The sequence below is a fragment of the Rhodovulum sp. DZ06 genome, assembly GCF_050586345.1.
Taxonomy (GTDB): Bacteria; Pseudomonadota; Alphaproteobacteria; order Rhodobacterales; family Rhodobacteraceae; genus JBOCEF01.
The window spans coordinates 22,805-34,047 of the sequence record NZ_JBOCEF010000051.1 but is presented as its reverse complement, the minus strand read 5'-3'; the positions used below and the strand labels follow the sequence as shown (position 1 = coordinate 34,047).

At 73.0% G+C, this 11,243-nt stretch carries 8 protein-coding genes and 1 pseudogene; 6 read left to right on the top strand and 3 right to left on the bottom strand.

Translation table 11 applies throughout. The features are described from left to right. Positions 1-220: 220 nt before the first annotated feature. The 3 genes from ACQ5SO_RS18135 to ACQ5SO_RS18125 form a co-directional block, all read right to left on the bottom strand. On the bottom strand, positions 221-1,108 hold the full coding sequence (locus tag ACQ5SO_RS18135) for a helix-turn-helix domain-containing protein (protein ID WP_430943050.1): 888 nt from the start codon (positions 1,106-1,108) through the stop codon (positions 221-223). 122 nt (positions 1,109-1,230) lie between these two features. Continuing rightward, on the bottom strand, positions 1,231-2,424 hold the full coding sequence (locus ACQ5SO_RS18130; protein WP_430943049.1) for a serine hydrolase domain-containing protein: 1,194 nt from the start codon (positions 2,422-2,424) through the stop codon (positions 1,231-1,233). A 154-nt stretch (positions 2,425-2,578) separates the two neighbouring features. Then, positions 2,579-3,592: an AraC family transcriptional regulator gene (locus ACQ5SO_RS18125; RefSeq protein ID WP_430943048.1), complete on the bottom strand. Its 1,014-nt coding sequence runs from the start codon at positions 3,590-3,592 to the stop codon at positions 2,579-2,581. A 301-nt stretch (positions 3,593-3,893) separates the two neighbouring features. Between ACQ5SO_RS18125 and ACQ5SO_RS18120 the strand changes: the two are divergent. The 6 genes and pseudogenes from ACQ5SO_RS18120 (at position 3,894) to ACQ5SO_RS18095 (ending at position 11,243) form a co-directional block, all read left to right on the top strand. Beyond that, a pseudogene (locus ACQ5SO_RS18120) lies at positions 3,894-5,182 on the top strand (amidohydrolase family protein). A gap of 91 nt (positions 5,183-5,273) precedes the next feature. After that, on the top strand, positions 5,274-6,257 hold the full coding sequence (locus ACQ5SO_RS18115) for a BMP family protein (RefSeq protein ID WP_430943047.1): 984 nt from the start codon (positions 5,274-5,276) through the stop codon (positions 6,255-6,257). Positions 6,258-6,273: 16 nt separating this feature from the next. Beyond that, complete coding sequence (locus ACQ5SO_RS18110) at positions 6,274-7,728, top strand: amidase family protein (protein WP_430943046.1); 1,455 nt, start codon at positions 6,274-6,276, stop codon at positions 7,726-7,728. Then, the gene (locus tag ACQ5SO_RS18105; RefSeq protein ID WP_430943045.1) at positions 7,725-9,272 is read left to right on the top strand and encodes an ABC transporter ATP-binding protein; all 1,548 of its coding nucleotides are present in this window, start codon (positions 7,725-7,727) and stop codon (positions 9,270-9,272) included. The genes ACQ5SO_RS18110 and ACQ5SO_RS18105 overlap by 4 nt, the downstream gene beginning before the upstream one ends. After that, positions 9,262-10,305 carry an ABC transporter permease gene (locus ACQ5SO_RS18100; RefSeq protein ID WP_430943044.1) on the top strand — a complete coding sequence of 348 codons (1,044 nt, stop codon included), beginning with the start codon at positions 9,262-9,264 and terminating at the stop codon, positions 10,303-10,305. Before ACQ5SO_RS18105 ends, ACQ5SO_RS18100 begins: the two co-directional genes overlap by 11 nt. Further along, a complete protein-coding gene (locus ACQ5SO_RS18095; RefSeq protein WP_430943043.1) occupies positions 10,302-11,243 on the top strand; it encodes an ABC transporter permease in 942 nt (313 codons plus the stop codon). Before ACQ5SO_RS18100 ends, ACQ5SO_RS18095 begins: the two co-directional genes overlap by 4 nt.

Below are 11,243 nucleotides of genomic sequence, written 5' to 3'. Positions count from 1 at the left end.
CCCGAGAAAACATCCCTCCTGAGACGGTCCCATCCCCCTGCGCCCACCCCCTCCGCGGAGGTTGTGGGGGGGGGTTGTGGTGCCGCCGGCCTGCCGCAGGCGCCGCGTGGGCCGACGGCGCAGGCCCGTCCCCACGCGCCGCGCGGCGCAGCCCGCGCGCGGGCCGAGGGGGCTCGACGCCCCCGAGGGCCGCCCCCCGCGGAACGGTCCCCGAATGCGCCTAAGCCGCCCGCCGCCGAAACGCCGCGGGCGTCGCGCCATAGGCCGCGCGGAACATCCGCGTCAGGTGCGCCTGGTCCGAGAAGCCGCAATCCGCCGCCACCGCCTTGATCGGCAAAGCGGAGCGCGCCAGCAGCGCCCGCGCCCGCTCCAGCCGCCGCGCCTTCACGAAGGCATAGGGCGGCATGTCGAAGCTCGCCCGGAACGCCCGCGCGAACCGGCAGGGCGTCATCTCCAGCGCCCCGGCCAGCGCCTTCAGGTCCAGCGGGGCCGAGAGGTTCTCCTCGATATACTCGAGGATCCGCCGCCGCTGCGCCGGCTCCAGCCCGCCGCCCGCGCCGTCCTCGCGCATCCGCACCGAGGCGTAGCGGCGCAGCAAATGCACGATCAGCCCCCGCGCCACGCTGTCCACGTAAAGCGCGCCGCCCATGCCGCGGGTCCGCGCCTCGCCCGCGATCAGCTGCATCGCCTGCATCATGATCGGGTCGTCCGCGCGCAGCACATCCGCCAGCGCCACGTCCGCCACCGCGCAGTCCTGCATCTCGGACGCCACCTCGGCCACCAGCCCGGCCGAGAGATACACGTGGGTGACGTCGATCTCCTCCTCCCAGGTCCAGTTCGCCTGCTGCGCCCGGGTCAGCAGCGACACCGCCCCGGGGCCGAGCACGTCGCGGCTCCAGCGTCCCTCGAACCGGCGCTGCATCGGGGTCACCCCGGCGCGGTAGGCGACCAGCATGTAATCCTGCATCGCCGGGACGATCACCTCCTGCCCCGCATAGCGATAGCTGCGCAGGGCGACGTTCTTCCAGCCCTGCCCGTCGCTGGCGAGGCCGACCTCGCCGGGCACCCAGTCGGGCAACTCCTCGTATCGGATCAATCCGGTCTTCATCGCATCTCCTCCCAGGACCGACGAAAGACGGGGGACGCCGCGCGCCCCCCGCCACGGGCCCCCGCCGGATCGCTCCGGGCGCCGGGGCCGCCCCACCGGGGCCGTCTGCGCAAGGCGCGCCGTCAGGCCGCCTTCGCCGCCCGCATCGCGCGGTAGGCGGCGCTCTCGAACTCGAGGTACCCGCCGAACGAGGTCGGGTCCCCGAAGGGCAGGATCTGCGTCGCCCAGTAGCCGCCGAAGCCGCCCGCCCGGTCGATCCAGTAGAAGCTGTTGGCGAGGCCCGCCCAGCCGATCGCCCCCGCCGGGCGGCCGGTCGGGGCCTCCTCGGTGTTGACCATGAAGGTGTAGGACCAGTCTTTCCCGAGGCCGGGGAAGAACTCCGCGTCATTCGACAGCTCGGGGATCACGCCGGGCAGCATGGTCACCTTCTGCGGCGGGACCAGCGCGCCCTTGACCGCCCACTCCACCGTCTCGGGCTTCAGGACCCGCCCGTTCGGGCCCGCGCCGTCATTGAGCCACATGCGGATGAACTTCATGTATTCCGGGACCGTGCCGTAGAGGCCATGCCCCCCCATGTCGACTTCCGGGTCATCGGGCAGCGCGAAATCGTCCATCGGCGTCAGCGAGCCGTCCGCCCCGCGGGCATGGATGGTGGCGCTGCGCGCCTTCATGTCGTCGGTGCGGGTGAAGGCGATGTCGGTCATCCCGAGCGGGTCGAACACCCGCTCCTTCATCACGGCGCCGAGGCGCTTGCCGCGGATCCCCTCGACCACCTGGCCGACCCAGTCGATATTGGTGCCGTATTCCCACTTCTCACCGGGATCGAACAGCAGCGGCGTCTCGATCGCCGCGCGGGTCCCGCTGACGACCGAGGGCTGGCCATGCTCCTCGGCCATGCGCCGGTAATTCTCGTTGAAGAAGTCATAGCCGAAGCCGCCGGTATGCAGCATCAGCTGGCGCGTGGTCACGTCGGTCTTCGGCGCGCGCAGGCGGGGCGCGCCATCCGCGTCGAAGCCCTCGATCACCTGCAGCTTGCCGATGGCGGGGGCGTAGTCCTTGGCCGGGGCGTCGAGGTCCAGCAGCCCCTCTTCCACGCATTGCAGCGCCGTGGTCCCGGCGATGGCCTTGGTGGTGGAGAAGATGGCGAAGACCGTGTCCTCGCCCATCGGGGTTCCGCCCAGCCGCCGCTCCCCGGCCGCGCCGGAATAGATGTCGCCGTCGCGGTCGGTCAGCATCGCCACCACGCCGGGCACGCGCGCGTCCCCCTGCACCACGCCGTTCAGAACCGCGTCCAGATCCGCCTTCAAGTCTTTCATGTCATCCTCCCTTGGGTTTCGACCCGGAAGGAAGCCTGGCATGGACGACGCCGCCGCGCCGTCCGCGACCGGCAGGGACTGTCCGCAAACGGAAGCCGAATGTCGCGCACTTGTATTCGGGGGCCGGGTGTTCGGGGGGCGGGCGCCCCCCCGCTCAGATCCGCCGCAGCGCCCGCGCCAGCGTGTGCGACGGCGCCTCGCCATACCGTTCCCGGTAGCGCCCGGCCAGCGCCCCGAGATTGACGAAGCCCCAGCCCGCGGCCACCTCGGTCACGCTCTCCCCCGCCCCGGCGAGCAGGTCGGCGCGGAACCCCTCCAGCCGCCGCTCGGCGAGGAACTCGCGCGGGGAGAGGCCCCGGAACCGCCGGAACCCGCCCGAGAGCGTGCGGGCCGAGACCCCGACCCGCCGCGCCACCTCGCCGATCACCGGCGCCGCGCGCGCCTCGGCCTCCAGGATCTCCTCGGCCCGGCGCACATAGCCCGGCGCGGCCTCGCGCGCGCCCGCTTCCAGCCGCAGCCCCGCGGCGCCCGCCCACTGGCGCAGAAGCTCGAGGCACAGGATCTCCTCCAGGTGCCGCGACAGCGCCGCCGCGCCGGGCAGCGCCCCCTGCCCCGCCCCGGCCCCCGCCACCGTGCGCACCGCGTAATCCAGCAGCGCCGGCCAGGCCGAGCCCGGCCCGCCGAACTTCACCCGGGCGCACCACAGCCGGTCGTCGGGGGTGAAGCCGAACCAGCGCCGCGCCGTCTCCTCCATCACCTCGTGCGGGATGGTCAGGTTCAGCTGCATGTGGTCCGCATCCCCGTCCAGCCAGTACTCGGCGCGCGAGCAGTCCACCACGAAGCTCTCCCCCGCCCCGGTCTGCGCCGGCGCCGCCCCCGTCTGGTGGCGCAGCGCCCCGCGCAGGGTGGTGAGCGCGAGGATGTTCCCCGCCGACGGGTCGAACCGGTCGAGATGGATGCCCGTGCCATAGGAAAAGCGGGTCATCGTCACCCGGCCGATGCGGGCCGGGATCATGGTGGCGTCGGGGCGCGATCCGCGCTCCAGCGGGCGGACGCGATAGGGCATGTAGACGGTGCGGCAGAACGCCTGCACCTCGTCCCAGTCCTGCGAGCGGGCGGCGGCGGGGACGGCCCCGGCGGCCAGCGGCGACAGGTTCTCCTCCAGCATGGGTTCTCCTCCCAAGATCCCCCTTGGGCGCGCAGTCTAACAGCGCCCGCGGCGCCCCGGCGCATAGGACTTTGGCGCCGCCCCCGGGGCGCGGTCTCCGAACCCGCGGCGCCGCGCGATTCGCCCCCGCCCGGGCGCGCCCGTCCCCGGCTTGCCGAAATTCCGAGCATTCGCCCCCACGCCGCCCAGCCTTTGGGCGCCGCGGCGTCTTGCACCGCCGCGCCCGTCGTTTCCGCGTGCATTTCCCGGCGGTGCGTTTACCGTATGGTCAAAACCAGTCACGCAGACGAGAGAGGGGACCATGCTCGACCTCGTGATACGGAACGCCCGGCTGCCCGAGGGGGGCCTGCCGTCGATGTCGGCGTCGCCGACGGCCATGTCGCCGCCATCGCCCCGCGCCTGGATGCAGAGGCGGGGCAGGAGATCGACGCCGCGGGCCGCCTGCTCTCGCCGCCCTTCGTGGACCCGCATTTCCACATGGACGCGACGCTCTCGCTCGGCCTGCCGCGGCTGAACCTCTCCGGCACGCTGCTCGAAGGCATCGCGCTCTGGGGCGAGCTGAAGCCGCTGCTGACGCCCGAGGCGGTGAAGGAGCGGGCCCTCAAATACTGCGATCTCGCCGCCGCGATGGGGCTGCAGGCGATCCGCTCCCATGTCGATGTCTGCGATGACGGGCTGACCGCCGTCGATGCGCTGCTCGAGGTCCGGGCCGAGGTCGCCCCCTATATCGACCTTCAGCTCTGCGCCTTCCCGCAGGACGGGCTGTACCGCTCGCCGACCGCCGAGGCGAACCTGCTCCGCGCCCTCGACAAGGGCGTCGACGTGGTCGGCGGCATCCCGCATTTCGAGCGGACCATGGCCGACGGCGCCGCCTCGGTCACCCGCCTGTGCGAGATCGCGGCCGAGCGCGGCCTGCGCATCGATCTGCATTGCGACGAATCCGACGACCCCATGTCCCGGCATGTCGAGACCTATGCGGCGGAAGTCACCCGCCTCGGCCTCGGCCCCATGGCGACGGCCTCGCACGTCACCGCCATGCATTCCTACGACAATTACTACGCCTCGAAGCTGATCCCGCTGATCGCCGAGTCCGGGATGCACGTGATCCCCAACCCGCTCATCAACATCACCCTCCAGGGCCGCTCGGACACCTATCCGCGCCGCCGCGGCCTGACCCGGGTGAAGGAGCTGCGCGAGGCAGGCGTCAACGTCGCCTTCGGCCAGGACTGCACCATGGACCCGTGGTACCCGCTCGGCGGGGCCGACATGCTCGACGTCGCGCACATGGCCGTCCATGCCGTGCCGATGACCAGCCGAGAGGCGATGGCCTGGGCGTTCCATTCGGTCACCCAGGGCGGCGCCGCTTCCATGGGCCTGCCCGACCCGACCATCCGCGTGGGCGCCGTCGCCAACATGGTCCTCCTCCAGGCCCGCGACCCGATCGAGGCGGTGCGCCTGCGCGCCACCCGCCTCGCGGTGATCCGCCGCGGCCAGGTGATTTCCCGCACCCCGCCGCGCGTCGCAGCCCTTTCCCTTCCGGGCCGCCCCTCTGCGGTCGACCCGGCCGACTACGCCCCGCCCGAGGGCTGACGCCCTCGCCTTTCAACATCGGGGGATAAACCCCTCCCCCACCCGCAAAACCCCGAGAGCCGAAAACGGCCAGGTCCGACAGGAGAGACACATGACCTTCACTCCCACCCGCCGCCACGTCCTGATGGGCGCCGCCGCGACCCTCGCCACCCCCGCCTTCCTGCGCCGCGCCCACGCCTCGGCGCCGCTCAAGGTCGCCGGGGTCCATGCCTCGCCGGTCGAGAACGCCTGGAACTCCCGCATCCATCTCGCGATGCAGGAGGCCGCCAAGGCCGGGCTGATCGAGTACCAGTTCTCCGAGGGCGTCGCCGCCACCGACTACCCGCGCGCCATGCGTGAATACGCCGAAAGCGGCGTGGCCCTCGTCTGGGGCGAATCCTACGCGGTCGAGCGCGACGCGCGCGAGGTCGCCGGGGACTACCCCGAGACCGCCTTCCTCATGGGCTCCTCCGGCGGGCCCGCGGGCGACAATTTCGGCGTCTTCGGCACCCGCAACCACGAGGCGGCGTATCTCGCCGGGATGCTCGCCGCGCCGATGTCCGAAACGGGCGTCTTCGGCTCCGTCGGCGGCTACCCGATCCCCGAGGTGAACCTGCTCATCAACGCCTTCCGCATGGGCGTGAAGGAGGTCCGCCCCGACGCCAAGTTCCTCAACGGCTTCATCGGCGCCTGGTTCGACCCGGCCAAGGCCAAGGAGGCCGCCATCGCCCAGATCGACGCCGGGGCCGACATCCTGTTCGGCGAGCGGATCGGCACCGCCGACGCGGCCAAGGACAAGGGCGTGAAGGCCATCGGGTCGCTGATCGACTACACCCCGCGCTATCCCGACACCGTCTTCGCCAACGCCATCTGGAATTACGGCCCGACCATCGAGGCCATCGTGGCGGACATCAAGGCCGGCAAGCCCGTGGGCAAGGACTACACCGAGTTCTCCTTCATGAAATACGGCGGCAACGCGCTCCAGTTCACCGAGAGCATGGTCCCCGCCGACGCCATCCCGGCGATGAAGGCGAAAGAGGCCGCGATCCAGTCCGGCGAATGGGACGTGCCGATCGACAATTCCGAGCCCGCCTGAGCCAGGGCCCGGCTCCATGCAGGATGCGACCGCGCTCGCCCGGGCCATCGCCGCGGGGGATGTCAGCCCCCGCGCGGCGATGGCCGCGTCGCTGGACCGTGCGTCTTTGGTCCCGGGCGCGGTCGTGCGGCGGCTTGACCCGGGGGCGGCCTTCGCCGCCGCCGAAGCCGCCGAAACCGTCCTTGCGCGGCTTGCCCGCAGGGACGGGGGCGGAGGCGGGGAGACGCTTCCCCCCGCCTCCGCCCAGCCCCCCGTCCTGCCGCCCTTCATCGGGGTCCCGTTCCTCGGGAAAGACCTCGGGGCCGCCGCCGCCGGTCTCGCCCCCGCCGGGGGCTGCGCCGCGATCCGCGCGCGCGTGGACGATCCGGCGGAAGACAGCGCCCTTTTCGCCCGGTTCCGCGCCGGGGGGTTGGTTCCCTTCGGGCTGACCGCGGTCCCGGAACTGGGCCTCGGCCTCGCCACCCCCGGCTGCGCCAACCCGTTCGACGCGGACCTGTCCTGCGGCGGCTCCTCCGGCGGCGCAGCCCTCGCCGTCGCCTCCGGGATCGTGGCCATCGCCCATGCCACCGACGCCGGGGGCTCGATCCGCGTTCCCGCGTCCTGCTGCGGCCTCTGGGGGCTCAAGCCCTCCCGCGGCGCCATCCCGCAGGGCCCCGACTACGGCAACCACCTGATGGGGCTGGCCTCGGAGCTGGTCCTCGCCCGCTCCCTGCGCGACGTGGAGACCGCCTTCGCCCTCGCCGCCGACGCGCCCCTGCCCGCCCATGCCAACCCCGCTTCGCCCGAGGACGCCGAGACGCCGAAGGCGCCGCCCCTGCGCTTCGCCATCTGCATCCCGCCCGGCACGAGGCCCGCAAACGCCGCCGTCACCCATGCCGTCGCCGCCGCCCTCGCGCGCCTCGGGGCCGTCCGCATCTCCGGGGAGGCCGAAGCCGCCCTCGCCGCCGCCTTCAGCGCCCAGGCCAACGCGGCGGGCGCCGTCGCCGCGCAGGTCTTCGCCCTCTCCGCCGCCGACTGGCTCGACGCGCTCGCCATCCCGGACGCCGAGCTCTCCCCCCTCCTGCGCGCCTTCCGCGCCCGGGGCCGCGCGATCCCGGGGCCGGAGGTCTTCGCCCTCTCCCGCCGCATCGCCGCCGCGACGGACGCCGCCGCCGCGCTGTTCGGGGAGGTGGACGCGATCCTCTCCCCCACCCTCTCCGGCCCGCCGCCCGCCATGACCGCCTACCCGCCGGACGAGCCCGACCCCGACGCCCGCGCCCTGCGCATGGCCATGGACGCGCCCCTTGTCGCCCATGCCAATGTCGCGGGCCTTCCCGCCCTCGCCTTCCCCGCCGGATCGCTGGACGGGGTCCCCATCGGCCTGCAGCTCACCGGCCCGCACGGGTCCGAGGCCGCGCTCCTCGCGCTCGCCGCCCCGCTGACCGGGCTGCACCGCCCCTCCTTCCCTCCCATCGCCGGATTGCCGACATGACCGAGCCCGCCCCGCCCGCATCCGCGCCCCCCGTTCTCGAACTCCTCGGCATCACCAAGCGGTTCGGCGCCCTGACGGCCAATGACGACGTGACCCTGACCCTCGGACAGGGCGAGATCCTGGCCCTCCTGGGCGAGAACGGCGCGGGCAAGACCACGCTGATGAACATCCTGTTCGGCCATTACGCCGCCGATGAAGGCGAGGTCCGGGTCTTCGGCGCCCCCCTGCCCCCCGGCCGTCCCCGCGCCGCCATCGACGCCGGGGTGGGCATGGTCCACCAGCACTTCACCCTCGCCTCCGCGCTCACCGTCCTCGACAACGTCATCCTCGGCTCCGAGCCGCTCTCGCGCCCCCGTTCCGCCCGCCGCGCCGCCCGCGCCAGGCTGCTGGCCCTGTCCGAGCGCTTCGGGCTGCCGGTGGACCCGGACGCGGTGGTCTCCACCCTCTCGGTCGGCGAGCGCCAGCGGGTCGAGATCCTCAAGGCCCTGTTCCGCGACGCCCGCGTGCTGATCCTCGATGAACCCACCGCCGTGCTCGCCCGCCCCGAGGCCGAGCGCCTCTTCGCCACCCTGCGGGACATGACGAAGGAGGGGCTGTCCCTCATCTTCATCTCGCACAAGCTGCACGAGGTGATGGCCGCCTCGGACCGCGTCGCCGTGCTGCGCGCCGGGCGCCTGACGGCCGAGCGCCGCACCGCCGACACCTCGCCCGCCGAGCTGGCCGAGCTGATGGTCGGCCGCAAGGTCGAACGCCCGGTGCGCGAGGCCAAGCCCGTCGGCGCCCCCGTGGTGGTGGCCGACCGCGTGACGGTGGAGGACGACGGCGCGGCCCGCCTCAAGGACGTCTCCTTCACCATCCACGCGGGCGAGATCCTCGGCATCGTCGGCGTCTCCGGCAACGGGCAGGCGAGCCTCGGCGCCCTCCTCTCCGGCCTCGCCCACCCGACCGCGGGCCGCTTCACCATCGGCGGGGAAGACGCCGCCGCCCTCTCCCCCCGCGACCTCATCGCCATCGGCGCCGGGCGCATCCCCGAGGACCGCCACAGCGAGGGCGTCGTGGGCGAGCTCTCGGTCTGGGAAAACGCCGTCCTGGAACGCCTGCGCGACCCGCGCTTCTCCTCCCGCGGGATCGTCAAGCGCGGCGCCGCGAAAGCCTTCGCCGAAAGCCTCATCAAGCGGTTCGACATCCGCGGCGCGGCGCCGGACACGCCCGCGCGCCTGCTCTCCGGGGGCAACATGCAGAAACTGATCCTCGGGCGGTCGCTGACCGACGGCCCGAAACTGGTCCTCGCCAACCAGCCCACCCGCGGCCTCGACGAAGGCGCCGTCGCCGCCGTCCACGCCGAGCTGCTGGCGGCGCGCGAGGCCGGGGCCGCGATCCTGCTGATCTCGGAGGAGCTGGAGGAAGCCGTGGCCCTGTCGGACCGCATCCAGGCCATCGTCGGCGGCCGCCTCTCCTCCCCCATCCCGGCCGAGCAGGCCGACGCGCGCCGCCTCGGCCTGATGATGGCCGGCGCGTGGGAGGAAGCCGCCCATGCGCTTTGAACGCCGCCCCCACACGCCGCTCTGGCTCGCCGCCGCCGCGCCGCTGGCCGCCGTCTTCGCCGCGCTGTCGCTGGCCGCGATCCTGATCGCCGCCGCCGGGGCCAACCCGCTCACCGCCTACGGCGCGATGCTGACCGGCGCGCTCGGCTCCAAGCTGGCCGCGACCGAGATGCTGACCCGCGCGACGCCGCTGATCCTCACCGGCCTCGCCGCCGCCGTCGCCTTCCGCACGCGCCTCTGGAACATCGGCGGCGAGGGGCAGTTCTTCCTCGGCGCCCTCGTCACCGCCTGGATCGGCGCCTCGCTGCCGCTGCCGGGCATCCTCGGCATTCCCGTGCTGATGCTCTGCGGCATGATCGCGGGGGCGCTGATGCTGATGGGCCCCGCCTTCCTGCGCCTCCGGTTCGGGGTGGACGAGGTGGTCACCACCCTGCTGATGAACTTCATCGCCATCCTCTTCGTCGGGATGATGATCGAGGGGCCGCTGAAAGACCCCCTTGCGTTCGGCTGGCCCCAGTCGGTCCCCGTGGACGACGCCTTCCGCCTGCCGGACCTCGTGCCCCGCACGCGGCTGCACGTGGGCTTCCTCGTCGCCATCGCCGCCGCCCTCGCCGTCTGGGCGCTGATGGCGCGCACGGTGTTCGGGGCGGAAACCCGCGCCGCGGGCCTCAACCCCGCCGCCGCCGCCTTTGCGGGCGTGTCCCTGCCGCGCACCATCATGGGCGTCGCGGCGCTCTCGGGCGCGCTGGCGGGCCTCGCCGGGTCCGTCGAGGTGCTCGGCGTCACCGCGGGCGTCACCACCACCATGTCCCCCGGCTTCGGCTATGCCGGGATCGTGGTCGCCATGCTCGCCGCCCTGCACCCCGCGGGCTCCGCCGCCGCCGCCATCTTCATCGCCACCATCTTCGTCGGGGCCGACGCCATGAGCCGCGCCACCGGCGTGCCCTCCTTCATCTCGGACGTGATCGTGGCGCTGTCGCTCCTGTCGATGCTCGTCGCCCTCTTCTTCACGACCTGGAGGATCGCCCGATGACCGAGGCGCTGGACCTTCTGTGGAACGTCTCGCTCTGGGCCGCGGTGCTGCGGATCGCGACGCCGCTGATCTTCGGGGTGCTGGGGGCGCTGCTGTGCGAACGCTCCGGGGTGCTGAACCTCGGGATCGAGGGGATCATGACCGCGGGCGCGATGTTCGGGTGGCTGTCGGTGCATCTCGGGGCCGACCTCTGGACCGGGCTCCTCTGCGCCGCGCTGGCGGGGGCCTTGTTCGGGCTGATCCATGCTGGGCTGACGGTCAGCCTCGGCCTCTCGCAACATGTCTCGGGGCTCGGCATCACCATGTTCGCCTCGTCCCTGTCCTATTACCTCTACCGCCTGATCGTCGAAGTGGGCGCCCTGCCCCCGACCATCGAGCCGTTCCGCCCGCTCGCCATCCCGGGCCTGTCGGACCTGCCCGTCGTGGGCCCGATCCTCTTCTCCCAGACCGCGCCGACTTACCTGGCGCTCGCCGCCGTCGCGCTCCTCGCCTGGGGCCTTGCGCGCACGCCGCTGGGCCTTGCGATCCGCATGACCGGGGAAAACCCCAGGTCGGTCGAGGCGCAGGGGCTCGACCCCATCCGCATCCGCATCGGCGCGGTGGTCGCCGGCTCGGCCCTGATGGCCGTGGGCGGCGCCTTCCTGACCATGGCCGCCTTCGACAGCTTCTTCCCGGAGATGGTCCAGGGCCGCGGCTGGATCTGCATCGCGCTGGTGGTCTTCGCCGGGTGGAAGCCGTGGAAGGCGCTGATCGGCGCGCTCCTCTTCGCCTTCTTCGACGCCTACCAGCTGCGGCTGCAGACGGCGGTCGAGGGGGTCCCGTACCAGCTCTTCCTCATGGCGCCTTACGTGCTCTCCATCGTCGCGCTCGCCATCGCCGCCCGCCGGGCCGCGGCGCCCGAGGCGCTGATGGCGCCCTTCCGGCGGGGCGAGCGGTAG

Coding starts and splice junctions, on each gene's coding strand:
- ACQ5SO_RS18110 (WP_430943046.1), top strand. CDS start 6,274: ATGCAGGATGCGACCGCGCTCGCCCGGGCCATCGCCGCGGGGGATGTC.
- ACQ5SO_RS18095 (WP_430943043.1), top strand. CDS start 10,302: ATGACCGAGGCGCTGGACCTTCTGTGGAACGTCTCGCTCTGGGCCGCG.
- ACQ5SO_RS18130 (WP_430943049.1), bottom strand. CDS start 2,424: ATGAAAGACTTGAAGGCGGATCTGGACGCGGTTCTGAACGGCGTGGTG.
- ACQ5SO_RS18115 (WP_430943047.1), top strand. CDS start 5,274: ATGACCTTCACTCCCACCCGCCGCCACGTCCTGATGGGCGCCGCCGCG.
- ACQ5SO_RS18105 (WP_430943045.1), top strand. CDS start 7,725: ATGACCGAGCCCGCCCCGCCCGCATCCGCGCCCCCCGTTCTCGAACTC.
- ACQ5SO_RS18125 (WP_430943048.1), bottom strand. CDS start 3,592: ATGCTGGAGGAGAACCTGTCGCCGCTGGCCGCCGGGGCCGTCCCCGCC.
- ACQ5SO_RS18135 (WP_430943050.1), bottom strand. CDS start 1,108: ATGAAGACCGGATTGATCCGATACGAGGAGTTGCCCGACTGGGTGCCC.
- ACQ5SO_RS18100 (WP_430943044.1), top strand. CDS start 9,262: ATGCGCTTTGAACGCCGCCCCCACACGCCGCTCTGGCTCGCCGCCGCC.